This is a genomic window from Zoogloea sp. JDB1 (assembly GCF_056724025.1).
Genome location: NZ_CM161496.1, coordinates 2,143,039 through 2,167,068, shown reverse-complemented (window position 1 = coordinate 2,167,068; position 24,030 = coordinate 2,143,039). Strand labels below are relative to the sequence as shown.

Annotated in this window: 21 protein-coding genes; 16 read left to right on the top strand and 5 right to left on the bottom strand. The window is 68.9% G+C overall.

Annotation, left to right across the window (positions count from 1 at the left end; all coding sequences use genetic code 11):
* A complete protein-coding gene (gene modA, locus AC1PPK_RS09720; protein ID WP_481117618.1) occupies nt 1–759 on the bottom strand; it encodes a molybdate ABC transporter substrate-binding protein in 759 nt (252 codons plus the stop codon).
* 25 nt (nt 760–784) lie between these two features.
* A complete protein-coding gene (locus AC1PPK_RS09715; RefSeq protein WP_481117617.1) occupies nt 785–1,612 on the bottom strand; it encodes a TOBE domain-containing protein in 828 nt (275 codons plus the stop codon).
* Nucleotides 1,613–1,778: 166 nt separating this feature from the next.
* On the opposite strand from AC1PPK_RS09715, the gene AC1PPK_RS09710 reads away from it, so the two are divergent.
* Nucleotides 1,779–2,207, top strand: coding sequence for a TOBE domain-containing protein (locus tag AC1PPK_RS09710; RefSeq protein WP_481117616.1), 429 nt, complete (start codon nt 1,779–1,781; stop codon nt 2,205–2,207).
* A gap of 195 nt (nt 2,208–2,402) precedes the next feature.
* Here AC1PPK_RS09710 and AC1PPK_RS09705 read toward each other — a convergent pair whose 3' ends face one another.
* The 3 genes from AC1PPK_RS09705 to AC1PPK_RS09695 are packed head-to-tail and all read right to left on the bottom strand — an operon-like array spanning nt 2,403 to nt 7,106.
* Nucleotides 2,403–3,743, bottom strand: a complete 1,341-nt coding sequence (locus tag AC1PPK_RS09705) for a di-heme oxidoreductase family protein (protein ID WP_481117615.1) — start codon at nt 3,741–3,743, stop codon at nt 2,403–2,405.
* The gene (locus tag AC1PPK_RS09700) at nt 3,743–5,044 is read right to left on the bottom strand and encodes an ABC transporter substrate-binding protein (RefSeq protein WP_481117614.1); all 1,302 of its coding nucleotides are present in this window, start codon (nt 5,042–5,044) and stop codon (nt 3,743–3,745) included. The genes AC1PPK_RS09705 and AC1PPK_RS09700 overlap by 1 nt, the downstream gene beginning before the upstream one ends.
* 10 nt (nt 5,045–5,054) lie before the next feature.
* A complete protein-coding gene (locus AC1PPK_RS09695; RefSeq protein ID WP_481117613.1) occupies nt 5,055–7,106 on the bottom strand; it encodes a TonB-dependent receptor plug domain-containing protein in 2,052 nt (683 codons plus the stop codon).
* 362 nt (nt 7,107–7,468) lie between these two features.
* Here AC1PPK_RS09695 and AC1PPK_RS09690 point away from each other — a divergent pair, with 362 nt between their 5' ends.
* From AC1PPK_RS09690 to AC1PPK_RS09620, 15 genes are all read left to right on the top strand, one after another.
* Complete coding sequence (locus AC1PPK_RS09690) at nt 7,469–9,769, top strand: TonB-dependent receptor (RefSeq protein WP_481117612.1); 2,301 nt, start codon at nt 7,469–7,471, stop codon at nt 9,767–9,769.
* Nucleotides 9,770–9,777: 8 nt separating this feature from the next.
* Nucleotides 9,778–10,641, top strand: coding sequence for an ABC transporter substrate-binding protein (locus AC1PPK_RS09685; RefSeq protein WP_481117611.1), 864 nt, complete (start codon nt 9,778–9,780; stop codon nt 10,639–10,641).
* 3 nt (nt 10,642–10,644) lie between these two features.
* On the top strand, nt 10,645–11,688 hold the full coding sequence (locus tag AC1PPK_RS09680; RefSeq protein ID WP_481117610.1) for an ABC transporter substrate-binding protein: 1,044 nt from the start codon (nt 10,645–10,647) through the stop codon (nt 11,686–11,688).
* Between the two features lie 23 nt (nt 11,689–11,711).
* The gene (locus tag AC1PPK_RS09675) at nt 11,712–12,383 is read left to right on the top strand and encodes a globin domain-containing protein (protein WP_481117609.1); all 672 of its coding nucleotides are present in this window, start codon (nt 11,712–11,714) and stop codon (nt 12,381–12,383) included.
* Between the two features lie 313 nt (nt 12,384–12,696).
* A complete protein-coding gene (locus AC1PPK_RS09670; RefSeq protein ID WP_481117608.1) occupies nt 12,697–13,104 on the top strand; it encodes a hypothetical protein in 408 nt (135 codons plus the stop codon).
* A gap of 10 nt (nt 13,105–13,114) precedes the next feature.
* On the top strand, nt 13,115–13,861 hold the full coding sequence (locus AC1PPK_RS09665) for an energy transducer TonB (protein WP_481117607.1): 747 nt from the start codon (nt 13,115–13,117) through the stop codon (nt 13,859–13,861).
* Nucleotides 13,862–13,863: 2 nt separating this feature from the next.
* Nucleotides 13,864–14,628 carry a MotA/TolQ/ExbB proton channel family protein gene (locus AC1PPK_RS09660; RefSeq protein WP_481117606.1) on the top strand — a complete coding sequence of 255 codons (765 nt, stop codon included), beginning with the start codon at nt 13,864–13,866 and terminating at the stop codon, nt 14,626–14,628.
* Nucleotides 14,628–15,050: an ExbD/TolR family protein gene (locus AC1PPK_RS09655; protein WP_481117605.1), complete on the top strand. Its 423-nt coding sequence runs from the start codon at nt 14,628–14,630 to the stop codon at nt 15,048–15,050. Before AC1PPK_RS09660 ends, AC1PPK_RS09655 begins: the two co-directional genes overlap by 1 nt.
* On the top strand, nt 15,047–16,069 hold the full coding sequence (locus AC1PPK_RS09650; protein WP_481117604.1) for a FecCD family ABC transporter permease: 1,023 nt from the start codon (nt 15,047–15,049) through the stop codon (nt 16,067–16,069). The genes AC1PPK_RS09655 and AC1PPK_RS09650 overlap by 4 nt, the downstream gene beginning before the upstream one ends.
* The gene (locus tag AC1PPK_RS09645; RefSeq protein WP_481117603.1) at nt 16,066–16,902 is read left to right on the top strand and encodes an ABC transporter ATP-binding protein; all 837 of its coding nucleotides are present in this window, start codon (nt 16,066–16,068) and stop codon (nt 16,900–16,902) included. The genes AC1PPK_RS09650 and AC1PPK_RS09645 overlap by 4 nt, the downstream gene beginning before the upstream one ends.
* Complete coding sequence (locus tag AC1PPK_RS09640) at nt 16,899–19,136, top strand: TonB-dependent receptor (protein ID WP_481117602.1); 2,238 nt, start codon at nt 16,899–16,901, stop codon at nt 19,134–19,136. The genes AC1PPK_RS09645 and AC1PPK_RS09640 overlap by 4 nt, the downstream gene beginning before the upstream one ends.
* Nucleotides 19,137–19,138: 2 nt before the next feature.
* On the top strand, nt 19,139–20,167 hold the full coding sequence (locus tag AC1PPK_RS09635) for an ABC transporter substrate-binding protein (protein ID WP_481117601.1): 1,029 nt from the start codon (nt 19,139–19,141) through the stop codon (nt 20,165–20,167).
* Between the two features lie 14 nt (nt 20,168–20,181).
* Nucleotides 20,182–21,144, top strand: a complete 963-nt coding sequence (locus AC1PPK_RS09630; RefSeq protein ID WP_481117600.1) for an LLM class flavin-dependent oxidoreductase — start codon at nt 20,182–20,184, stop codon at nt 21,142–21,144.
* 391 nt (nt 21,145–21,535) lie between these two features.
* Nucleotides 21,536–21,955 carry a YbaN family protein gene (locus AC1PPK_RS09625; RefSeq protein ID WP_481117599.1) on the top strand — a complete coding sequence of 140 codons (420 nt, stop codon included), beginning with the start codon at nt 21,536–21,538 and terminating at the stop codon, nt 21,953–21,955.
* A gap of 241 nt (nt 21,956–22,196) precedes the next feature.
* The gene (locus AC1PPK_RS09620) at nt 22,197–24,002 is read left to right on the top strand and encodes a DEAD/DEAH box helicase (protein WP_481117598.1); all 1,806 of its coding nucleotides are present in this window, start codon (nt 22,197–22,199) and stop codon (nt 24,000–24,002) included.
* Nucleotides 24,003–24,030: the final 28 nt, after the last annotated feature.

Below are 24,030 nucleotides of genomic sequence, written 5' to 3'. Positions count from 1 at the left end.
TCAGAGTTCGTACCCGTAGGACTTGATGATCGCCGCCGCGGTCGGCGACTTCAGGAAGGCGGTCAGCGCCTCCACTCCAGCATGGCCCTTGCCCTTGCCGAGCACCACCGCATCCTGGCGGATCTGGCTGTAGTACTTGGACGGCACCAGCCAGTAGGAACCACCGTCGATCAGCTTGCCGTCCTTGTGGATCTGCGAATAGGCGATGAAGCCCAGTTCGGCGCTGCCCGACGAGACGAACTGCTGGGCCTGGCCGATGCTCTCGGCGAGGACGATCTTGGGCTGCAGGCTGTCGGCCAGGCCGAGGGCCTTGAGGGTTTCCATCGCGGCCAGGCCATAGGGCGCCAGCTTGGGATTGGCAACCGACAGGTGTTCGAACCTGGCGGCCTTCAGCACCTCGCCCTTGTCGTCCACCACGCCGGCCTTCGGCGACCACAGCACCAGCTTGCCGATCGCGTAGGTGAAGCTGCTGCCCGCCACACCGTCGCCTTCCTTGACGAGCTTGGCGGGGGTTTCATCGTCGGCCGCCAGCAGCACCTGGAAGGGCGCACCGGACTTGATCTGGGCGTAGAACTTGCCCGTCGAGCCGAACACCAGCTGGGCCTTGTGGCCGGTGGCCTTTTCGAACTCGGCGGCGATCTTCTGCATCGGCGCGGTGAAGTTGGCAGCCACCGCCACCGAGACCTCGTCGGCCCTGGCCATCAGGGAGGTGCCGGCGAGGACGGCGAACAGGGCGAGCGAACGCAAGGACGATTTCATTGAAGGACTCCGGTCAGGTTGAAATTCAGTCGAAGACGGCGAGGATCACCGACGTGGCCTGGAAGACCGCGCAGGCCGGCGTGCCGATGGCGAGGCCGAGGTTGTCGATGCTGTCGTGGGTCACCACCGAGGTGACGGTGCGTCCGCCGGGCAAGGTGATCGTCACTTCCGAGCTCACCGGCCCTTCGTGGATGCGGCTGACCTCGCCCCACAGATGGTTGCGCGCCGTGGTGCGCGCCTGCGGGTCGGTGATCAGCAGCACCGACGGCGCCTTGACGAAGGCGTGCACGTCCTGCCCGATGCCCAGCTCCAGCGTCTCGGCGCTCTCGCGGGTGATCACCGCCACGATCTCGTTGGCATCGTCGAGGCGCACCCGCACCTCGAAGCTCACCTCGCCTTCGCGCAGGCCGCTGATCGTGCCGGCGAACTGGTTGCGCGCGCTGGTGCGCATCGACATGCGGCGCAGCAGGGTCTGGAACTGGCGCATGCTGCCCTCCCCGCCGTCGCCGAGGCGAGCCGACAGGCGGTCGATGGCCTCCTGGTATTCCTGCTCCACCGCCCGGTACATCGCGATGACCCGGCGGCCGTAGTCGGTGAGGTTGGTGCCGCCGCCATGCTTGCCGCCCACCGAACGCTCCACCAGCGGCGCCTCGGCCAGGTTGTTCATCGCGTCCACGGCGTCCCACGCCGCCTTGTAGGACAGCGGCACGGCCTTGGCGGCCTGGGAGATCGAGCCGTAGCGGTCGATGGCCTCCAGCAGGCGGATCCGCGTGTCACCGAGAAAAGTGCCGAACTCGGTATCGACTGTCAGCTTCCCGACAAGCTTGTGGTGAATGGTGCGGCGGGTTGTCATTATTGTTCCTATATATATCGATATACAACGGAGCGTACTGTACTCCAGCAAATAGCGGGCCACCAACCCGCAGCGCGGCACGGTTGAAAGGAATCGACGCCCTTGCGTAAGCTGGCGGCACCATCGCATGCTGGCACCTGCAGCCATCGTTTCCGGAGAACGTCCCATGAAGATCAGTGCGCGCAACGCCTTCGACGGCACCATCGACGCCATCACGCTCGGCACCATCAATTCCGAGGTGGACGTGGCGCTGCCCGGCGGCCTGAAGATCATCGCCACGGTCGCCAACGATGCGGTCAGGGAACTCAACCTCGCCGCCGGCACGCCGGTCCAGGCCTTCGTCAAGGCCTCGTCGGTGCTGCTCGTGGCCGGTGGCGCGGGCGCCAGCCTGTCGGCCCGCAACTGCCTGGACGGCACGATCTCGGCGATCACCGAAGGGCCGATCAGCACCGACGTGGCCCTCGCCCTCGGCAACGGGCAAATCGTCCACGCCACGATCACCCATGAAAGCTCGGTCGCCCTCGGCCTCAAAGTCGGCGCTCCGGCCACCGCCGCGTTCAAGGCCCCGTCGGTGATCCTCGGCCTCGTCGGCTGAGCGCACAGACACCGTTCCGCCTCCTTCCTTCGGCAAGCACCGCGACACACGCGGCAAGAGCTGCAGCACTCCGCCGTGGCACCCTATATGCACTCAAATACAGCGAACGCCCAATCGAAGTGCATTTTGACAGCTTATTTGCGCATCAATCGGCGCCCAGGTTTCTCCTCTCTGCAAGCCGACCGTCTCTTTGCCTCACAGGCTTTCAAGAAAAGCCAGCAGTGCTCGACGCTCCTTCGCCGGCAACGCCGCGAAACGCCGGCTCGCCACCTTCGCCTCACCGTCGTGCCACAGGATCGCCTCCGTCAGGCTGCGCGCACGGCCGTCGTGGAGATAGCGCTGCTGCTCGCTGATCGTCTGCGTCAGCCCGATCCCCCACAGCGGCGGCGTGCGCCACTCCCGCCCTGACGCCGCGAAATCCGGCCGGCCATCGGCCAGGCCAGGCCCCATGTCGTGGATCAACAGATCCGTGTAAGGCGCGATGGTCTGCCCGGCCAGGCGCGGAAAACGCGGTGACGTGCCGGTCTGCAGGCTCGGCCGGTGGCACTGCGCGCAGCCACTGCTTGCAAACAGCGCTTCGCCGCGCAGCACTGCCTCACGGTCCGCATCCCGGCGGGCCGGCACGGCCAGGTGGGCCAGGTAGAACTCCACGTCATCCAGCTGGCGGGCGCTCAGCTCCGGCGTGCCGCCGTTAGGCGCCTGCTGGCAGGCGGACTGCACGGCGGTGCAGTTCTGCGCCGGGTGCAGATCGGACGTGATGCCCAGGTCACCCAGGAAAGCCCCGGCAATCTGTGCGCGCAGCGTCGGCATGTTGGCCTTGTAGCCGAAGCGGCCGGCTTCCTGCACCGCGCTCTCAGGGTTCCACACCCGGTTCACCCGCCCTTTCACGCCGTCCGCCTTGCGCTCCGCGGCCAGCGCCGAGAGGGTCTCCGCCGACACGGCATCGAGCAGACCCATGCCCACCACCTGCTGGCCGACCCGCGGCGAGGTCAGCACCTTGCCGATGGGCCCGTAGCCCAGCTCGGTGAAGGCCAGCGTCGGGCGGCGCAACGACACCTCCTCGCCATCCGCCAGCCAGCGCTTCGACTCGACCCAGCCCAGGCGCACGCGCCCCTCGCCGCGCACGCCGGGAATCCCTTCCTCGTTGAACTGGTCACCATAGGCCGGATGGGGCCGCGGGCCGCCGTGGGCGCCGCGCCCGGCCACCGACAGCCGTACCAGCATCGACTGCATGCGCTCGTCCGTACTCTCCGGTGGCAGGCCGCGGCCATTGCGGGCGTGACAGGAGATACAGGCCAGCCGGTTGTAGAGCGGCCCAAGGCCGTCCACCTGGTCGTCCTTGGCCGGCGCCACCACCCAGCTCTGGTTGAACAGGGAACGGCCGCGGAAGAAACGTTCCCGCTCCGCATCGCTCAGGCCGTCCAGCGGCCGCGCGAAAGCCTCGCGACTGGCGTCCGCCACCTGCCAGTCCGCCGCCCGGGCACTCGCGCCAGCGAGGATGCCGCACACCAGCAACAGGAAACCCAATCGTCGCATCAGGCCACCCCCAGCAGGCCGGCGGCCTTCGCATAACGCTCATCGACGCGGCTCGCCCAGGTCTTTTCCAGGCCGGCGGCCAGCGTCTCCGCCGCCGGGTCGTCACGGCGGGCGAAGAAGGCGCGCTGGATCGCCGAATCGTCGGCTTCCGCCTCCTTCAGCGGCGGTGCCGTCAGCAAGGGCCATACGCTGTTCCAGGTAGCACCATCCGCCGCGTGCAGACGCGTCCACAACTCGACGAGGCGCGCATGGGGGCGCACGAAGGCCTGCCCGAAGGCCGCTGCAATCGGCGCCGCGCGACCACGCCCGCGGCCGTTGTCATAGAGGTAGCCGCCCCGCGCCGCGGTAGCAAAAGGGTCGTGGTAGTCCGCCGGCAGGCCCGCGTAGGCAGACGGACGCACCGGCAACTTGCGGATGTCCGGGTGGGCCAGGATCTTCTGCCCGGCGTCGGACAGTACGAAGTCCACGAACGCCTTCGCGCCATCCGGGTTCGGGCTGCCGGCGGTCACCGCGATGTGAGCCGGATTGACGCCGCCCTGGCGCGGGTAGATGAACTGGACCGGCGCACCGTTGGCCACCGCCGAGGCCACGAAAAAGTCGATGGACAGCCCGATGCCCTTGCGCCCGCCTCCGATCTCGTCGCTGACGAAGGTCCCGCCGCGCCCGGTGAAGGCCGCGTTGGCGGCGATGGCGCACCACAGGGCCCAGCCGATGTCCCAGCCGTAGGCCTGCAGCGGAATATCCACCAGCACCGGCGCGAAGCCCACCTCCACCGGGTCCGGCACCGCCAGGTGGCCGGCATACACCGGGTCGGCCAGGTCGCTCCAGTCGGCCACCGGCGGCAGACCGTGGCTGTGCAGGTAGGCCGGATTGACCGCGAAGCCGTAGCCGGCCACTTCGGACGCCGCGTAGAAGCCGTCCGGATCGTTGATAGCGCTGTTCCCGATCTGGCCGGGCAGCCCGGCCAGGCTTACCGGCAGCTTGCGGAAGGCATGCTCGTCCTTCAGCTGCGCATAGGTCTTCGGCGACGCGCTCCAGTACACGTCCACCCCGCCCTGCCCCGGCTGGCGCAGGTAGGGCAAGGCGTCGTGGGGCATGCGCCAGACGATGCGCAGGCGGTACTGGGGCCAGGCCTTTTCGAAGGCGGCCTCGAAACGGGAGACCACCGCATCCGGGTAGGCGGTGAGCACCACCACGTCCTTCGTCGGCGCCGCCCACAGACGGCCGGACGCCCCCGCCACCGCGAGGGCGCCGGCGGCACGCACGAAGGCGCGGCGGGAAGGCTTGTGCAGGCTGTCCATAGCCGTCTCCTCAGAACTTGTAGGACGCGTTGGTGAACCACATGCGGCCGGGCATCGGATAACCGTCGGCCAGCGCGTAGTTGGCGTCGAACAGGTTGGTCACGCCAGCCTCCAGCGCCCACGCCGGCTGCGGCTTGTACACCGCCTTCACGTTGGCCAGCGCAAAGCCGCCCATCTTCACGTAGGTCGCCGCGTTGCCGCTACCGTAAGCCACCATGCGGCCGTTCTCGGCATCCACCGAAGCCTGGTATTCCCAGCGGTCGGAAGGCTTCCAGCTGGCGTAGGTGAACAGGCGGTTGCGCGGGGTGTCGGTGAGCGGGGTCGTCGAGGTCCGGTTCTCCCGGTCCAGGTAGGTGTAGTTGCCACCCACCGTCCAGCCACCGCCGAGGGTCTGCTCCAGGGACAGCTCGACGCCGGCATGGCGTGCCTCGGCAATGTTCTGCAGCTGCGCACAGGAGGTTGCCGCGCCGATACCCGGCTGGTTACACAGGGACACCGGGATGATGTTCACCCGCTGCATCAGGTTCTCGATGCGGCTGTAGAACAGGCTGGCCTGGCCGCGGGCGCCGCCCCACGGGCTGCCGCGCAGGCCGGTCTCGACGTTGAGGGCGCGCTCGGGCTTGAGATCCGGGTTCGGCAGGCCGCTGCCAAGGGACGCCGAGTAGCGGTCCTTGATGGTCGGGAAGCGGGTCTTGTGGGCGACGCTGACAAAGGCTTCGGCCCCGCCGCCGAGCTTGCGGGTCAACTCGGCCAGCCAGTTGGTGCCGGAGGTCGAGCCGGTCGGCCAGTAGTACACCTCCTTGGCATCGCGCTGGTCGTGGCTGGCGCCAAGGCGCAGGCGCCACAGGTCGGACACGCGGATCATGTCCTCCACCGCGATGGAGGTGGTCACGTCCCGGTAGTTCTTGCTGAGGGCCAGGCCATTGTCCTGGTGCTTGTCTTCCTTGTAGTGGTAGGCGATGGCCAGCTCGTGACCGCTGAACGCGAAGCTGTCCAGCTCGACCGACACGCCGGTGGTCGAATCCTTGTACCAGCTCGGGAAGTTGGCGGTGTTGGCGATCAGCGTGGAATAACTGCCGTTGGTGTAGGCGAGGATCTTGTTGTCGTAGTTGTCCTGGTACACCCGCGCCTTGACGACGTGGTTCTGCCCCACCGCCACGTTGGCGATGAAATAGGTACTCTCCAGGTTCCAGTACGGCCACTGCCAGAAGCGGCTGTTGGCGCCGCCGCCGATGCTCAGGTACTGCCCCGGCGCGTTGCCGGCGTAGGGCGGGTTGCCCTTGCGGCCGTTCTGCTGGACATAGCCGATGGCGTACTCGTCGGTGGCGTTGGGGGTCAGGCCCAGCTTGAGGGACAGGCGGGAATCGGTCTGGTAGGAATTCTCCCGGTGGCCGCCATCCTCCAGCACGTTACGGGTCGCGTTGCTGGCGCTGGTCGGGATGGACTTCGCCGAGTAGTTGCTGGACAGCGGGAAATAGTTGCTGTCGGTGTAGGACGCACCGAGCTGCATGTACCACATGCCCTGATTGCTACCCACGTTGGCAGCGTACTTCTGCAAGCCACCGGAGCCGAAGCCGGCCCGCAGGTCGCCCTCCAGTTCCTTCACCGGCTTGCGACTGACCAGGTTGATCGCCCCACCGAGCGTGTTGGGGCCATACAGCAGCGACGCCGCGCCCTTGGCGACGCGGATCTCGGCCAGGTCGAAGGTCGTGAAGCGGCCGAAGTCCACATAGCCGTCATAGGGCACGTAGGCCGGAATGCCATCGATGAACAGCGGTACCTGGCGCACGTCGAAGCCGCGCAGGTAGACGATGTCCTCGTTGCGGCTGTTGCGGGACAGGCTGATGCCGGGCGTCAGCGCCACCGCATTGCCGAGGGTGTCGCGATTGAACTGGCGCAGAGCCTCTCCCTTGATCACGGTTTCCCCGGGTACGGCATCCACCGAGCTGGCCACCACGTCCACCGTGCCGAGCTGGAACACCCCGTCCGCCGCCACCGCCGAACCAGCCAGCGCCGCCGACACGCTGCTCAATACCCACGCCTGCATCTGTTTCTTTTTCATAGAGACCCCCTGAACACCATCTATATAAATTTATATATATCGAAAGACAGATCTACTCTGGCTCAATCTCAGCAATGACCGTGCCTGCGTGGAAAACCTTGTGCACCGCACACAAATCCAGGCGGAGCTTCGTATCGATGTGTAACTTACTACATAATGATGTCTGAAAACCTACAAATAAAAGGCTTACTGAGGGTAATCGGAAATAACTTGATCCACCGCAAGAATGGATTTCGCACCGTTTCCGTACGCACTGGAACGGGTCAGGCAAGCTTCATTTAGATGCGATGCAGCAAGCAGGCACGCCGAGTGCTAACAGCGCTATATCAACAACAACACATCGAATCAGATTCGCGTCCGCCATGAAAACCCGCTCCGCCCAGCGCCGCCGCCCGACGGCCCGTCCTTCCATTCCAACCCCGGTCGCCGCTGCCGTCGGTGCCGCCTTCGCCAGCCTTCTCATCTCCACCGACCTGCATGCCGCGGACACCCCGCCAACCCTGGGCACCGTCCAGGTCACCGGCACCGCCGAGCCCGGCTACGCCGGCTTCCTGTCCTCGCGGCCAAATACGTCAGCGACGACCTACCAGGTCGGGCCGGAAGGTCTGGAGACCTTCGGCGCCCCCGGCGGCACCAATCCCTACACGATGGTTTCCGGCCTCCCGGCCGTAAAGGTGCAGAGCCTCGACCCCTATGGCCTGACCAGCCGGATCGGCGGCAACAAGGGTATGCGGGTGCGCGGCATCGCCGCCTGGCATGGTGCCGTCGGCACCGTGGACGGCCTGACCCTGTCCAACATCAACCCCGGTCCCGGCTATCTGCAGATGTTCGACATGGAGAACCTGGCCGGCGTGAGCCTGGCGCAAGGGCCGATCGCCCCCGATCAGGCGGCCCTATTCAACACGGCCGGGGCCCTCGACAGCCAGATCCTGTGGCCGGCCCTCGAGGCTGGCGGGAGCGTATCCGCGGCCAGTGGCGACAACGGCTTCGAACGCTATTTCGCGCGGGTGGACAGCGGCAGCTTCGGCCCGGCCAACACGCGCATCGCCGCCTCCGCCTCCACCGCCCACGCCAACCTGTGGCGCGGCCCCGGCCAGGCCGAGCGCGAAAACTACCTGCTGGCCGTCGCCACAGACCTGGGCAAGCTCACGCTCAAGCTGCTGGCCGTGAACAGCAACATCGACCAGAACAACTACAAGCCGCTGACCGCCGCCCAGGCCCTCGACCTGTCCACCTACCGCTACGCCGGCTACGACGCCAAACCGGTGGCCGGCAGCTTCCAGAACTACTACGCCTACAACCGCCAGAGCTTCGACAACCAGGCCTACATCGGCGAAGCCGAATACCGCATCAGCAACGACACCAAAGCGCGTCTCAAGCTGTTCAGCTTCGACGAATCCGGCTCCACCTTCGATGCCAACGGCACCAACAAGGTCCGCCAGTGGATCATGGAGCACAACAGCTTCGGCGCCAGCGCCGACGTGGAAACCCGCATCGACGCCACCCGCCTGAAGGCCGGCTACAGCTACACGTCCATGCAACCGCCCGGCCCGCCCAACGCCCAGCGCTTCTACACCGCCACCGCCAGTGGCCTGAGCTGGGCCGCCGCCACCGCCAGCAGCAGCAACCAGGGCTGGACCACCCTCAGCGAAGTCACCGGCCGCCACGTCTTCCAGACCCTCTTTGCAATGGCCTCCTGGCAGTACCGGGCGCTGCAGCTCGAAGGTGGCCTGCGCTGGTTCCAGGAGAAGATGCCAAGCCTCGCCGAATACACCAAAACCGGCGTCGGCGACGTGTCCTACCGCGCTGCTCTGGCCGCCTCGCCGGGCGTCTCGGTGGCGGTGGACGGCAAGACTGTCGACAAGGTGCTGCCGTGGTTCGGCCTGCGCTACGCCTTCACGCCTGCCATCGAAGGGCGCTTCTCGGCCGGCCGCAACATCGGCCCGGCCTCCTTCGACATCTGGAACAGCAACATCCGCAACCTCAAGGCCAGCCAGCAGGCCCTCGCCCAGAGCCTGTGGAACAAACTGAAGCCGGAAACCGACGACGCCGCCGACCTCGGCCTGCGCCTGCGCTTCGCCCAGGGCTACGTGGAGCCGACGATCTACTACGCCAGCATCAACAACAAGTCGGTGAACGCTTACGACCCGACGGTCGGCCTCAACTACGGCCAGAACATCGGCAACGGCCACCTCGCCGGCGTGCAGCTGGCCGCCAGCTGGGAACCGCGCCCCAGCCTCAACCTGTTCGGCAGCGCGTCGTGGAGCCGCGCGGTGTTCGACGAAGACCTGCGCACCGCGGCCAGCACCGTCGTCGCCGTGAAAGGCCAGCAGTTCCCCGACACCCCGCGCCTGATCGGCACCCTCGGCGCCGAATGGAAGGCTGGCGACTTCCGCGCCGTGCCACTGCTGCGCTACATGGGCGGCCGCTACGATGACTCGGTGCACACCAACCGCTTCGGCGGCTACACGGTGGTGGACCTGGAGCTGGGCTGCCGCTGGCAGGTCGGCCCGACCCGAGTCGATGCCAGCCTCACTGCCCTCAACCTGTTCGACCGCAAGTACCTCGGCCTGATCGACTCCGGCGACCTGCAGACCGGCACCACCAACTACTACTCCGGCAACCCGCGCACCCTGCTCGGCAAGCTGGCGCTGAGCTTCTGAGGCCCCCGATGACGATCCACAAGCTGCGGCGCCTGGCGCCGTTACTCTGTGCCCTGCTGCTGGCCGCCCCTCTTCCCGCTTCCGCCGACTCCGCACCATCGCCGCTGCACGTCGCTGTGGTCGGCGGCCCGGTGATGGCCGGGGTGTGGCCGGAACTGGCCCGCCGGGCCAGCAAAGCCACCGGCATCCCGCTCGAATTGGTCGCAGCGGCACCGAAGGAGAGCGTCGTGCCGGCCTTCCAGCGCGGCGATGCCGACCTGCTGCTGATCCACGGCAGCGACGAGACCTTCCAGCTCCTCGCCGCAGGCTATGCCGCCCCGCTGCGCGCCTGGGCCCTCAACGAGCACGTACTGGTCGGCCCCGCCAGCGATCCGGCCGGCATCGCCGACGCGCCCGACGCCACCGAGGCGCTGCGCCGCATCGCCGCCCACGATGCCCCGCTGCTGGCCTTCCGCGACCCGGGCAGCTTCACCATCGTGCAGCGCCTGTGGCGCCAGGCTGGCCTGCGTCCCGGCCCGCGCCAGCAGCTCTACGACGACGCCGAGCGACCGCAGGAGGTGCTGCTGTCGGCGGCCCGCCAGGGCGCCTACGCAGTGGTCGGGCACATGCCGGTGGCCTTCGGCAAGATGCCCGACGCCGGCCTCAAGGTGCTCGTGAAGGGCGACCCGGCGATGCGCCGGGTCTTCGTGGTGGTCGAGCCCGGCCCCCGCCATCCGGCCGATGCCCGGCACCGCCAACTGGCCCGCCGCGTCGCCGACTACCTCACCGGGCCGCAGGGCCAGGCCGACCTCGTCGCCGCCGACCTGGCCGCCGGCGGCCCGTGGATCTTTCCCCTGTCGGCCACCGGCCGGCGCCTGCCCCCAGCCGAGTAAGCCATGAACCTCCTCCTCAACCTCCTCCGCCCGATGGGCCTGCTGGCCCTGCTATTCCTCACCTCGCCACCCGCGCCAGCGCGGGAGATCGTGGACATGGCCGGGCGCCGCGTGCAGATCCCCGACCGCATCGAGCGGGTCTACGGCTCCGCCCCGCCGCTCAGCGTGCTGCTGGCGATGGCGGCGCCCGAGACGATGGTCGGCGTCAACCTGGTCTTCGAGCCGGAAGCCCGGCGCTACCTGCCCGCCGGCCTCGCCGAGCTGCCGGTGCTCGGCGGCGTCTACGGCATGGGCCGCGCGGCCAACCCGGAAGAGGTACTGGGCACCCGCGCCCAGATCGCACTGGCCTGGCAGAGCCCCTTCGTGGACCGGGCCATGGTGGAGAACTTCTTCGGCCGTATCGGCATGCCGGTGGTCTTCATCCACCTCGACACCCTCGCCGACTGGCCGGCGGCGCTCCGCTTCACCGCCCGCCTGCTGGGCCGCGATGGCAAGGCCAGCGAAGCCCAGGCCGCCTACGTCGAGAAAACCCTGGCCCGCCTCAAGGCCGGCATCGCCGCCATTCCCGAAAAGGAACGGGTCCGCGTGTACTACGCCGAAGGCCCGGCCGGCCTCACCACCGACTGCCACCGCTCCTTCCACACCGAGGCCATCGAACTGGCCGGCGGCTACAACATCCACCGCTGCGAGCCCCGCTCCCACATGGGCATGGAGGCGATCAGCCTGGAGCAGGTCATCGCCGCCGATCCCCAGGTGATCCTCGCCCAGGACCCCAAATTCGCCGCCGCCGTGCGCAGTGATCCACGCTGGCAGGCCATCCGCGCGGTGAAGGACGGCCGCATCTACGCGGTGCCGCGCTGGCCCTTCAACTGGCTCGACCGCCCACCCTCCGCGATGCGCGCCCTCGGCGCCCAGTGGCTGGCCAACCTGTTCTACCCCAGCCGCCTGCCCCTGGACCTGCACCGGGAAACCCGCGAGTTCTACCGCCTGTTCCTGCATACGCAGGTCAGCGACGGCGACCTCGCCGAACTCCTGCCCCGTCCCTGACCCTTTTTCCGGAGATTGCCCGCATGTGCCAAGCCCAATCCTCAACCGCTCCGTCCTCCTCCAGCGCTCCCGCCACGGAGCTGCCGCTACTGTCCGCCGACGCCCCAGCCTGTGGCTGCGGCGGACACGCCCACGCCGCGCCGCCGGTGGAGCCGACCGTGCATTCCCTGCAGGAGGCGATGCAGGTCGGCGAGACCGTCCGCTGGGTCGCCAGCGGCCACGATGCCGAATACCCGCCCGTACCCTTTCCGTCCCTGCGGGTCATCCGCAGCGCCGGGGAAGCCCGCGTGCGCGCGGTGGTGTGGCGCCACCACACGCTGTTGAGGGCCTCGCCGGTCGGCCACCTGCTCCCGGCCGACGATGAAAAATTCGCCCGCGGCACCGACAAGACCGCCGACTTCATCGTTGAAGCCTGTGGCGGCCCGGCCAACTTCACCCCGCAATTTGGCCATACCTGCATGCGCACCCGCCACTTCCCATTCACCATCGACGAAGCCGCCCGTGAAACCTGGCTGGATCTCCTGTGGCAGGCCCTAGACGAGGAAGGCTTCCCCGACGACGTCCGCGAGGAATACTGGAACTGGCTGGAAGCCATGTCGATCCGCATGATCAACCGGCGCACCACCAAGGCGGCACCAGCCCGCCGCCCCTACGCCGCAATGGCCGCTCAGCGCGGCCTCCTCCCTCCCACATGAAGTGAGACTCCAGCTCGCGTAAAGCGCGCCTTGGCCGTGCACCGGTAACGGAGCACGGCTTTTTTTGGTGCATGAAAGCGCGGAAACCCGCGCCCCTGGCCGCGCTCCAGCCCGCTCCACACCCAGCCCGAGGCATGCCGCTGCACCCCCCGCCCACCGGCACGCTATTTGCACAAGTACATAACGAAACGGCGTGATGCGCCAAATCCGGCGCAAGGCCACGGTTTCTGAAGCACAACCGACAAAGACTGTAATAACAACGACACTGACGGCCAACACGGCCGGCAATGCCACCGACAAACGAGGCCCGACCATGTCTCACGCAACGCTATATACGCACCAATACTTTGACATCCGCCCCGGCCACACCCGCCGCACGGAAACGTCGATCCGCTGGAACGAGGGCCTGCCCCCCGAGTGGCAGGAGCAGGTCATCGCGCCCCTGTACTTCGACCACTACATGGATTACGTGGTCACTGCCGCCCGCATCCTCGGCCGCGACGAGGACGACAACGCCTGCTACTGCGCCCACAGCTACGTGCTCGAGGAAAGCCGCGGGCCGGAGATCCCCACCGCCTTCCGCACCCTGGCCTACGCCGAGTCCCTGCGCGCCTGGCGCCTGCGCGACGGCCGCTGGCTGATCCACCGGGTGGTCGTCCGCGACGGCGAGCTGGACAAGGCCCACGGCTTCTTCTCCCTCGCCGAATCGATGCCGCGCTGAGGCAGACGGGATGAACACCACGGTGTGCTCTCCGGCAGCGGCCCCCCGGCTCGGTGCGGCAGGCGTCGTCCTCGCCGCCCACGGCCTGGCCGCGGCCGGCCTGCTGGCCCTGAGCCCCCCGGCGCCGCAGGCGGAAGCACCGAAGATCCTGCAGGTCGCCTGGATCGCCGAACCCGCGGCGCCCACGCCGCCGGCCCCCGCGGCCCCGGCACCGACCGCCGCACCACGGACGCCCCGCCCCCAAGCCCACGCCGATGCCACTCCGGCGCCCCGACCGGTAGCGCGCCCCCAGGCGACACCACTGCAGTCCAGCCGCCCGGTGGCCACGGCCCCGTCACCCGCCCCCTCATCCGCCCTTGCCCCCAGCACAGCCCCGCCGGCCGACAGCGCCCCGGACAGCCGTGCCCACGAATCCCCCGCGCCCCGCGAGGCCGCCGCGCCGGCGCCGCGCAGCGCCGCCCCAGTGGCGGACAGCCCGCCGCGCTTCGACGCCGACTACCTGAGCAATCCGGCCCCGGACTATCCCGCTGCCAGCCGCCAGTTGCGCGAACAGGGCAGCGTGCAGTTACGGGTCTTCGTCACCACCGACGGCCGCGCCGGCGACATACGGGTGCACCTGGGCTCCGGCTTCGAGCGCCTCGACCAGGCCGCCATCGACGCAGTGCGCCGCTGGCGTTTCGTCCCCGCCCGCCAGGGCGACGGCCCGGTGGCCGCGTGGGTCATCGTCCCCATCAACTTCACCCTGCGGAAATCCTGACCATGGCCGACAGCAACGGCATCCTCCATTCCATCTCCCTCTCCATCTCCCATGCCGACGCCCTCGGGCGTCTGGTGCTCGCCGTCCTGCTCGCGATGTCCCTCGCCTGCTGGTACCAGATCGCCCTGAAGAGCTGGCAGGTCTTCCAGCTGCGGCGCCAGGGGCGGCTGTCCGCTGCCGGCCTGGCCGCCTGCGCGTCACCGGCCACCCTTGAGCGCCTGCTGGCCGCCCAGCCGCCAAGCTGTCCGTGGGTGCGCCTGTCCCGGCTGGCCATGGACGCCTGCCGCCAATGGAATGGCCGCCGCGACGGCCAGGCGGCGATCCAGCTGTCCGCCCCCGACGTGTTCCTGCTGCAGGCCTTCAACCGCGGCCTCGCCGAGGCGGGTGCCCGCCTCGACACAGGCCTTGCGCTGATCGGCTCGGTGGCCGCCACGGCGCCCTTCGTCGGCCTCTTCGGCACCGTGTGGGGCATCTACCACGCGCTCATCGGCATCGGTGCAGAGGGCGCCGGCAGCCTGGACAAGGTCGCCGGCCCGGTCGGCGAAGCGCTGGTGATGACCGCCTGCGGCCTGGCCGTGGCCATTCCGGCGCTACTCGCCTACAACGCGCTGGGACGCGCCAACCGGCGCCTGCTGGACGAGCTGGAAGGCTTCGCCCACGAACTGCTGGGCTTCCTCGTCAGCGGCCTGCCATCGACCGTCGCCGACCCGCGGCCGGCGGACAGCGCTGCGGCAGCCCACGCAGTCCCCGTCGCGAGGGCCGCCTGATGGGCTTTTCCCTTACCCCCGGCGGCGAGCGCCGCCCGGTCGCGGAGATCAACATGATCCCGCTGATCGACGTGATGCTGGTGCTGCTGGTGATCTTCATCGTTGCCGCCCCGCTGCTGACCCATGCGGTGCGGGTGGAGTTGCCGCGGGCCACCAGCGCACCGACACCGCCCCGCCCCGACGCGATCCGCCTGGGTCTGACCGCCGACGGGCAGCTGTTCTGGAACGGCCAGGCGATCTCCAGCGCCGAACTGGAAACCCGCCTGGGTGCCGCCGGCCGACTCGACCCGGTTCCCGAGCTGCATCTGCAGGCCGACGCCGCCACGCCTTACGGGGCCGTGGCGCGCAGCATGGCGACAGCCTCCCGCCAGGGGGTGAGCCGCATCGGCTTCGTCAGCGACCCACGCCCGGAGGCGCGATGAACCTCGCTCGTCATCCCCTGCTGCCGCTCCTCGGCCTGCTGGCCCTGCTCGGCGCCGCGATGCTGACCGCCCTAAGCATCGGCCGCTACCCCTTGCCAGTGGACGACATCCTGCGCCTGCTCGGCGCGGCGCTGGGCTGGCGGCCGCTGCCGCCGGAAGAATTCGAGGTGCTCTACAACCTGATCGTGCGCATCCGCCTGCCGCGGGTCCTCGCCGCGGTAATGGTCGGCGCCGCGCTGGCCAGCTCCGGCGCGGCCTTTCAGGCGGTGTTCCGCAATCCGCTGGTGTCCCCCGGCCTGCTCGGCGTGCTGGCCGGCGCAGCCTTCGGAGCGGCGCTGGGCATCCTGCTGTCGCTGGACTGGCTGCAGGTCCAGGCGCTGGCCTTCCTGATGGGGGTCGCCGCGGTGGCCATCGGGGTCGGCATCGCCACGCTGTTCGGCGGTGGCGCGATCGTCATGCTGGTGCTCGGCGGCATCGTCAGCGCGGCGCTGTTCTCGTCCCTGCTGTCGATGGTGAAGTACGTCGCCGACCCTTACAACCAGCTGCCGGCCATCGTCTACTGGCTGATGGGCAGCCTGGCGGTCGCCGACCTCGGCCAGGTGGGCAGCCTGGCCCTGCCCATCGGCGGCGGCGTGCTGGTGCTGTCCGTCCTCGGCCGCGCCCTCGACGCCCTGTCGATGGGCGACGACGAAGCCCGCAGCCTCGGCGTGCCGGTGCGTAGCGTGCGCTACACGGTGATCGCCGCCGCCACGCTGGTCTCGGCGCTGACCGTCTCGCTGGCCGGCATGATCGGCTGGGTCGGCCTGATCGTGCCGCACATCGCGCGCCTCCTCGTCGGCCCCGGCAACAGCCGCCTGCTGCCGGCCAGCGCCGGCCTCGGCGCCCTGTTCCTGCTCGGCGCCGACAGCCTGTCGCGGACCTGGAGCAGCACCGAGATCCCGATCGGCATCGTCACCGAACTGATCGGCATCCCGGTCTTCCTGCTGGTCCTCGGCCGCGCCCGGAAGGCCTGGGCATGAGCGCCGTGCTGCTCGCCCGCAGCCTGCGTTACGCCTGGCGCGGCCGGCCGGTGCTGAACGGGGTGGACCTGCGCGTCGGCACCGGCGAGGTGGTGTCCCTGCTGGGCGCCAACGGTGCCGGCAAGAGCACCCTGCTGCGCCTGCTGCTCGGCCTGCTGCGCCCCGCCGCCGGCGACGTTCTCCTCGACGGCACACCCATCGCATCGATGCCACGCCGGCTGCTGGCCCGCCGGCTGGCCTACGTCCCCCAGGTCCATGTGAGCCCGTTTCCGTACCCGGTGCGGGACGTCGTGCTCCTCGGTCGTCTGCCCCACGCCGGTCTCGGTGGCCTCAGCGGCCGCATCGGGCCGGCCGACCGGCAGGCGGCCGACGCAGCCCTCGCCCGGCTCGGCATCGCACACCTCGCCGAACGCCCATACACCGAAATCTCCGGCGGCGAACGCCAGCTCGTGCTGATCGCCCGCGCCCTCGCCCAGGGCGCCCGCCTGCTGGTGATGGACGAGCCGACCGGCGGCCTCGACTACGGCAACCAGCTGCGCCTCCTCGAACTGCTGCGCACGCTGGCCGCCGATGGCTTCGGCGTGCTCAAGACCACCCATCACCCGGACCACGTGCTGCACGGCTCCCACCGGGTGGCGATCCTGCGGGACGGCCGCATCCTCGCCGACGGCGCCCCCGCGGAGATCCTCACCCGGCCGCTGATGCGCAGCCTGTACGACGTGGACGTCGAGCCCCACCGCCTCGCCGACGGCCGGCTGGTCTTCATGCCGCCAGCCGTCGGTGGCCAGCCGGCCCCCCATTCCCCATTCCATCCTTCGGAGTCCCCCGCATGAAAGCCTCGACCATCCGATGTTGCCTGCTCGCCCCCGGCCTCGGGCTGCTGGCACTCCCGGCGCTCGGCGCCGATCCCGTCCTCGCCCCCGTGGACGTCAGCGCCGGCGCGGCGCCCCTCGCCGGCCCCGACAGCGGGCGCGGCTACAGCCAGTCCTCCGTGTCGGCGGAGGGCGTCGCCATTCTCGGCGGCCCGGCGCAGACCAGCCCCTACCGGGCCCTAGACCTGATGCCCTCGGTCAATCTGTCCGGCCAGGACGCCTACGGCCTCACCGTGGACCAGAATTTCCTGCGCATCCGCGGCATTTCCGCCTACACCTTCAGCAACCTGGCCCTGACCGTTGACGGCGTCCCTTCGTCGATCAACGTCGGCAACGGCGGCATGGGCAACCTGTTCGACCTGGAGAACGTCGCCGGCGTCAGCCTGATCCGCGGCCCGCTACCCGCCGACAAGGGGCTCGGTTTCGGCGACCTGGCCGGCGCCATGGACCTGAGCCTGAAAGCCCCGCAGGAGCGGACCGGCGTCAGCGTCCGGGCGGCGACCGGCAGCGAACAGTTCCACAAGCTGTTCGCCCGAGTGGACAGCGGCAGCTTCGGCGCCGGCACGCGCTTCTTTCTGTCCGCCTCCGACGCGGCCGCCGACAAATGGCGCGGCCCCGGCGACCAGGACCGCAAGAACGCCACGCTGGGTTTCGCCCAGGCCCTGGGGCGGGATGCCAGCTTTGAGCTCTACGCCGTCCATAACAGCTTCAACCGCGACGACTACCGGCCGCTCAGCTACGCCCAGAGCCGCGACCTCGGCACCTGGAACGGCCTCGACTACAACCCGCGGCTGACCGGGATCGCCGCCCAGGACGCCCTCTACTACCGCTTCAACCACCAAGAATTCACCGAGGACAACATTTTCGCCAAGTTCAACTGGCGGCTCGGCGCCGACACCGTGCTGAAGCTCAGCCCCTACTGGCTGAAGACCAACGGCTTCCGCCTGACCGCCAGCGGCAGCAACGTGATGCGCATGGACATCGAGCAGGAGCAGAGCGGGCTGGTCGCCGAGGTGGCCACCCGCCTCGCCGCCCTCGACTTCACCGCCGGCTGGTGGACCCAGCGCATCGCCACCATCCCGCCCCCGCTCGCCCAGAAGGTGTACACGATCAATGGCAGCGGCCAGCTGGTGTTCAGCCGCTGGGGCATCCTCGCCGACATGGGCAAGCGCGATTACGACAGCCCCTACCTCAAGCTGGCCGGCGGCAGCGGGCCGCTGAAGTTCGCTGCCGGTGTCCGCTACCTGCATTTCAGCGTGCCCGGCATCACCACCTACAGTGCCAGCAGCATCGGCGATGTCGGCCGCGACGCCGCACTGGCCCTCAACCCGGCCGTCAATGCCGGCCTCAGCACGACGAAGAGCGACTATTCGGCGGTGCTGCCCAGCGCCTCCCTGCAATGGGCCTTCAGTCCAGCCCTGGAAGGCCGCCTGGCCTACGGGCGAGGCGTCGGCAATCCCTGGCTGGGCCCGCTGTACTCAACCTACGCGAGCAACGCGGCCCGCTTCCAGTCCGCCGGCGTGAGCCTGCAGAGCCTGTGGAGCAACCTGCGCCTGGAGACCGCCGACACGGTGGACGCCGGCTTGTCCTGGCGCCACGGCGCCGTGACCCTGGCGCCGACCCTCTACGTCAGCCGCGCCAAGGACAAGCAGGTCACCGCCTACGATCCCGCCGTCGGCCTCTCCTACCTGCAGCCCGGCGTGCGCTCCCATGCCTACGGTGCGGAACTCGAAGCGACCTGGGCAGCGAGCGGCGTGCTGGACCTGATCGGCAGCCTGTCCTGGAACGTCAATCGCCTCGACGACGACATCCGCAGCGGCGCTGGCACCCAGCTGGCGAGCAGCGGCAAGCAGGTCCCCGACGCCCCGCGCCTGCTCGCCAAGCTGGCGGCGGACTACCGCAGCGGCGCCTGGCGCCTGAGCCCCCAGTTGCGCCACGTGGGCAAGCGCTACGGCGACGCCCTCAACACCGAGGCGGTGCGCAGCTACACACTGGCCGACCTGCACGCCGGCTATACCCTGGCAGCGACCGGCGGACGCCCGGCCCTGGAGATCGGCCTGTCGGCGCTGAACCTGTTCGATCGCCAGTACATCGCATCGATCAACGCCGGCCAGGACGACGCCCGTCCCGGCGCAACCACCTACTATCCGGGCGCCCCACGCACCGTGGTGTTGTCGCTGAGCGGGCGCTTCTGAGCATGGCCTCGACAACCCGCCGCCGCCTGCTGACGGCCACCGCCGCGACGCTGCTGCTGGGGCGCGGTGTCCCCGGCCACGGCGCCCCCCGGGAAGTGACCGACATGGCCGGGCGGCGCGTCGCCGTTCCCGCCCGGCTGGAACGCATCGCCTCGGCGGGCGGCTCGCCGGCCGTCAATGCCTTCCTGTTCCTGTTCGGGCTCGGCCCGCGCATCGTCACCGGCCTGCCGGCCGCCTTCCAGTCGCCGGCATGGCGCCTGCAACGCCATTTCGCACCGGGCATTGCCAACGCCCCCGCGGTATCCGGACCGCCACCGGCCTGGACGCCCAACGCGGAAGCCCTGCTGGCCCTGCGACCCGACATCGCCTTCGTGGTCAGCGAACCGGCCGCGGCAATCCTCGACCGGGCCGGCCTGCCGGCCATCGTGCTGAACTGGGACCGCCCGGACAGCGTCGAGCACACGATCCGCCTGCTGGCAGATATCTTCGCGGCAGAGCAGCGGGCCCGCGACTACTTCGCCTGGGAAAGCGCGCTGCGCACCCGCGTCGCCCGGCGCATCGGCTGGCCGTCCAGGCCACCGCGCGTGCTGTATCTGCGTTACAGCACGCTCACCCAGCCGATCATGCTGCCGGCCAACCAGCTGATCGAACAGGCAGGTGGCCTCAGCGTCACCGCCGGGGAAAACCCGCTCGGACTCGACGTCTACCCCCTATCCATCGAACAGATCCTGGCCTGGCAGCCGGAGGTGATCCTGCTGGCGTTCGCGGACGAAGCCGACAAACTCGCCGCCGACCCGCGCCTCGCCACCCTGCCGGCCGTGCGCAACCGCCGCATCCACGGGGTGCCCCACGGCGCCCACATCTGGACCCACTACACGCCCGAGCATCCGCTGGGCGTCCTGTGGCTGGCCCGTCTGCTCCATCCGGAACAACTGGCCGACCAGGATCTGCGGCGGGAAGCCGACTACTTTTATCGCCACTTTTTCGGCCGCGCCCTGCCCGAGGACGAACTCGCCAGGTTGGCCGGCTGACCGGGAGCCCCGCCATGTCCTTCGCCCTGTTCGCCAACGTCGAGAACAGCTTCGACAACCCGGCCCGCGCGCTGGCGGAAACCACCACCACCGTCGAACTGGCCGAAGCCCTCGGCATCGAGGAGGCCTGGGTCACCGAGCACCACTTCAACCGCTTCAGCGTCAGCGCGTCGATTTTTCCGCTGCTTGGCTGGCTGGCCGGACGCACCCGGCACATCCGCCTCGGCTCGGCGGCGGTGCTGCTGCCCTTCCACCACCCGATCCATGTCGCCGAAGACGCGGCCACCCTCGATGCCCTGTCCGGCGGACGCCTGATGCTCGGCGTCGCCCGCGGCGGCCCCTTTCCCCAACAGTTCCGGCACTTCGGCATCGGCGAGGAGGACAGCCGCAACCGGACCCTGGAAGCCCTGTGCGTCGTGGATCGCCTCCTTCATGAGGAAGACGTCAGCCACCTGGGCCGCTGGTACTGGACCGACCAGGTCACCATCCAGCCACGCCCGCTGCAACGCCCCGTACCGATCTGGCTCGCCAGCCTTGCCGAGGACAGCATCGACCTGGCCGCCAGCCGTGGCTTCGGCCTGATGGGCGCATCCGCCGCACCTGTCGGCAGCCTGCTGCCAGCCCTGCGCCGCTACACGGGCCGCTGCACGGCCCCGGGCCGGCCCTTCGTGCTGGCCCGCTACTTCCTGTGCAACGAAAACCACCAGCGCGCCTGCGACGAGGCGGCGACCTTCATCCAGGCTTTTCCGGCCCGCATGGGTGCCCAGAGCCACCAGCCGCGCCGGGACAGGAAAGCCCCATCGCCACTCGTCAACGCACTGGTCGGCGATCCGGTGGCGATCCTCGATCAGATCCGGACCCTGCAGTCCCAGTTGGACACGCCGCACACCCTGCTGTTGAAACCGGCCACCGACAACCCCGATACCGCCCGCCACGCCCTGAAGCTGTTCGCCGAAAAGATCCGTCCGCTGCTCTGACCCGTCCTGTCTGAATAGATATTTTCTATTCAATGCAGAGAATCAATTAACTGGACGCTTCATCCCGCCTCCGCCGATACTGGCCTCGTCCACACTCCGGAAGGCTCGCCGCCACCGGAGCACAGGGCTTGCCGCAGGCATCAGCGAGCACCGGAATCGCCGCACGATCTTCATATCCAGCCCAAATGACGCAATGCAGGAACCATTGGGACCGAAACGCTGACTACACAGGAGCCAGGGCATGTCGTGCGTGGCTTCGACGATGGCCGGCACGCCAGGCCTGCTCCTCCGGAGATGTGCGACCCGCCCTGCAGCAGAAGACCGTTCAGCACCCAATCGGCACGGCCCGGCCACAAGCCAGCCCCGTGTACATAAGAAGAAAGGAAGCATCATGCCCCCCGACACCTGCCAGGACGCCGTTGCGCCGCCGGCTCCCAGCCTCATCCAGCTCATCGGCCGCCAGAGCCTGTTCCTGATCGGCTGGGCCTGTTTCGCGGTGGGCACGGTGGGCCTCTTCCTGCCCCTGCTGCCCACCACCATCTTCTGGATCGTTGCCGCGTGGGCGTGGAGCAAGAGCTGTCCGCGTCTGCAGCACAAGCTGTACGCGGTCCCCGCGGTCGGTCCCCACGTGCGCGCGTGGATGGAGAACGGCACGATCAGCCGGCGCGGCAAGCAGTTCGCCCTCGGCGGTCTCAGCTTCGGGCTCGCCATGAGCGCTTTCGCGTTGCAGGATGCACCGGTGCTGCTGGCCGTCGCCGGCCTGCCGCAGATCGTCGCCGGGGTCTACGTCGCCACCCGGCCGGAAACCTGAGGCCATCGCTCCCGACGCTTGCGTGCGGCGCCCCGAAACACCGCACGCAAGCCCCAAAAAACGCCCCAAAGAACCGCCAAAGCCCGTACAATTCCGGGGCCTTACGCAAGCCAATCAGCGTACAGGCCAATCTTTCATCCGTTTCGACTGATCGCCCCGCGATCGCGAACTCTCGTTGCGTCCGCCCCGATTGGTGCCGCTTTCCATGAGCGGTCAGGCCGTCGCAGGAGCCCGACATCCCATGACTCAAGTCCAGTCCGCCGCCCCAGCGCCGGTTGCGATTACTTTTGCCGATCTTGCCCTCAGCGAGCCCATCCAGCAAGCCATTGCCGAAACCGGCTACACGGCCCCCACCCCGATCCAGGCCCAGGCCATCCCGCAGGTTCTTGCCGGTGGCGACCTGATGGCCGCCGCGCAGACCGGCACGGGCAAGACCGCCGGCTTCACGCTGCCGATCCTGCACATCCTCTCCGAGGAGCACGCCCACAACCAGAAGGCCGGCCGGCCCCGTTGCCTGATCCTCACGCCGACCCGCGAACTGGCAGCCCAGGTCGAGGAATCCGTGCAGACCTACGGCAAGCACCTGCCGCTCACGTCGATGGTCATGTTCGGGGGCGTCGCGATCAACCCGCAGATCACCAAGCTCAAGAAGAAGGTGGACATCCTGGTCGCCACGCCGGGCCGTCTGCTCGACCATCAGACCCAGGGCACCATCGACCTGTCCGGCGTGGAGATCCTCGTCCTCGACGAAGCCGACCGCATGCTCGACATGGGCTTCATCCGCGATATCAAGAAGATCCTCGCGCTGCTGCCCAAGAAGCGCCAGAACCTGCTGTTCTCGGCCACCTTCTCCGACGAGATCAAGACCCTCGCCGACGGCCTGCTGCACAACCCCGGCTTCGTCGAGGTGGCACGCCGCAACACCGCCTCCGAGCTGGTGCAGCAATCGGTGCACCTGTGCCCGCAGAAGCAGAAGCGCGAACTGCTGGCCTTCCTGATCAACAAGCACCAGTGGTTCCAGGTGCTGGTGTTCACCCGCACCAAGCACGGCGCCAACAAGCTGGCCGAATACCTCGGCAAGCACGGCATCCCGTCCGCCGCCATCCACGGCAACAAGAGCCAGTCGGCACGCACCCGCGCGCTGGCCGACTTCAAGGACGCCAAGCTGCAGGTGCTGGTCGCCACCGACATCGCCGCCCGCGGCCTCGACATCGACCAGCTGCCGCAAGTCGTCAACTTCGAGCTGCCCAACGTCTCGGAAGACTACGTGCACCGCATCGGCCGCACCGGCCGCGCCGGCGCCTCCGGAGCCGCGGTGTCCCTGGTGGACCGGGAAGAGCTGCCGTTGCTGAAGGACATCGAACGCCTGATGAAGCGCCTCATCGACAAGGTCGAGGTACCCGATTTCGTGCCGTCCGCAGCCCCCGCCGAGAGCGACGAGCGCCCGCCCCGCGAACCCCGCGGCGCCCACAACGGCGGTCGCGACCGCCGCCAGGGCCAGGGGCAAGGGCCATCGCAGAACCAAGGCCAGAAGCAGGGTCAGGGACAGAAACAGGGGCAGCGCCAGGGCAAGCCGAAGGGTCAAGGCCAGGAGCAAGCTCAAGGTCAGAGCCAGGGCCAGCAGTCCCGTCCCCAAAGACAGGGCCAAGGACAAGGCCAGGGCCGGCCCGCTCGCCAGGGACAGCCGCAGGATCGCCAGGGTCGCAACCGGGGCGACAAGCCCCAGGGTGGTAGTGGCGAACCGGGCAACCGCGAACAGCGCGCTCCCCGCCAGACGGACATGGACGACGATTTCGGCAACCGCGTCGACTACAAGTCCAAGGCCAAGCCGCAGTATCGCGATCCGGAAGCCAGCTTCAACATCCACCGCCAAGGCAACGGCCAGGGCGGGAGTGGAAGGGGTGGAAACGGTGGCAACCCGAACCGCGGCACGCCGGCCGCGCTAGAAGAAAGGACCCGTCCGGCCGTCACCCTCACCGGCCGCAAGACCGGTGACATCAAGCCGGCCGCGCTGTTCTCGCCGCGCAACAACAACGGCAACCGCTGAATCCAGGCCGGCCCCGTCGCGTACGGGG

Excerpts from the sequence above, each read along its gene's own strand:
- AC1PPK_RS09640 (WP_481117602.1), top strand. The coding sequence starts at position 16,899 with ATGAAAGCCTCGACCATCCGATGTTGCCTGCTCGCCCCCGGCCTCGGG.
- AC1PPK_RS09625 (WP_481117599.1), top strand. The coding sequence starts at position 21,536 with ATGCCCCCCGACACCTGCCAGGACGCCGTTGCGCCGCCGGCTCCCAGC.
- AC1PPK_RS09655 (WP_481117605.1), top strand. The coding sequence starts at position 14,628 with ATGGGCTTTTCCCTTACCCCCGGCGGCGAGCGCCGCCCGGTCGCGGAG.
- AC1PPK_RS09715 (WP_481117617.1), bottom strand. The coding sequence starts at position 1,612 with ATGACAACCCGCCGCACCATTCACCACAAGCTTGTCGGGAAGCTGACA.
- AC1PPK_RS09645 (WP_481117603.1), top strand. The coding sequence starts at position 16,066 with ATGAGCGCCGTGCTGCTCGCCCGCAGCCTGCGTTACGCCTGGCGCGGC.
- AC1PPK_RS09695 (WP_481117613.1), bottom strand. The coding sequence starts at position 7,106 with ATGAAAAAGAAACAGATGCAGGCGTGGGTATTGAGCAGCGTGTCGGCG.
- AC1PPK_RS09630 (WP_481117600.1), top strand. The coding sequence starts at position 20,182 with ATGTCCTTCGCCCTGTTCGCCAACGTCGAGAACAGCTTCGACAACCCG.
- AC1PPK_RS09680 (WP_481117610.1), top strand. The coding sequence starts at position 10,645 with ATGAACCTCCTCCTCAACCTCCTCCGCCCGATGGGCCTGCTGGCCCTG.
- AC1PPK_RS09670 (WP_481117608.1), top strand. The coding sequence starts at position 12,697 with ATGTCTCACGCAACGCTATATACGCACCAATACTTTGACATCCGCCCC.
- AC1PPK_RS09660 (WP_481117606.1), top strand. The coding sequence starts at position 13,864 with ATGGCCGACAGCAACGGCATCCTCCATTCCATCTCCCTCTCCATCTCC.
- AC1PPK_RS09635 (WP_481117601.1), top strand. The coding sequence starts at position 19,139 with ATGGCCTCGACAACCCGCCGCCGCCTGCTGACGGCCACCGCCGCGACG.
- AC1PPK_RS09710 (WP_481117616.1), top strand. The coding sequence starts at position 1,779 with ATGAAGATCAGTGCGCGCAACGCCTTCGACGGCACCATCGACGCCATC.
- AC1PPK_RS09705 (WP_481117615.1), bottom strand. The coding sequence starts at position 3,743 with ATGCGACGATTGGGTTTCCTGTTGCTGGTGTGCGGCATCCTCGCTGGC.
- AC1PPK_RS09620 (WP_481117598.1), top strand. The coding sequence starts at position 22,197 with ATGACTCAAGTCCAGTCCGCCGCCCCAGCGCCGGTTGCGATTACTTTT.
- AC1PPK_RS09650 (WP_481117604.1), top strand. The coding sequence starts at position 15,047 with ATGAACCTCGCTCGTCATCCCCTGCTGCCGCTCCTCGGCCTGCTGGCC.
- AC1PPK_RS09700 (WP_481117614.1), bottom strand. The coding sequence starts at position 5,044 with ATGGACAGCCTGCACAAGCCTTCCCGCCGCGCCTTCGTGCGTGCCGCC.
- AC1PPK_RS09685 (WP_481117611.1), top strand. The coding sequence starts at position 9,778 with ATGACGATCCACAAGCTGCGGCGCCTGGCGCCGTTACTCTGTGCCCTG.
- AC1PPK_RS09665 (WP_481117607.1), top strand. The coding sequence starts at position 13,115 with ATGAACACCACGGTGTGCTCTCCGGCAGCGGCCCCCCGGCTCGGTGCG.
- AC1PPK_RS09675 (WP_481117609.1), top strand. The coding sequence starts at position 11,712 with ATGTGCCAAGCCCAATCCTCAACCGCTCCGTCCTCCTCCAGCGCTCCC.
- modA (WP_481117618.1), bottom strand. The coding sequence starts at position 759 with ATGAAATCGTCCTTGCGTTCGCTCGCCCTGTTCGCCGTCCTCGCCGGC.
- AC1PPK_RS09690 (WP_481117612.1), top strand. The coding sequence starts at position 7,469 with ATGAAAACCCGCTCCGCCCAGCGCCGCCGCCCGACGGCCCGTCCTTCC.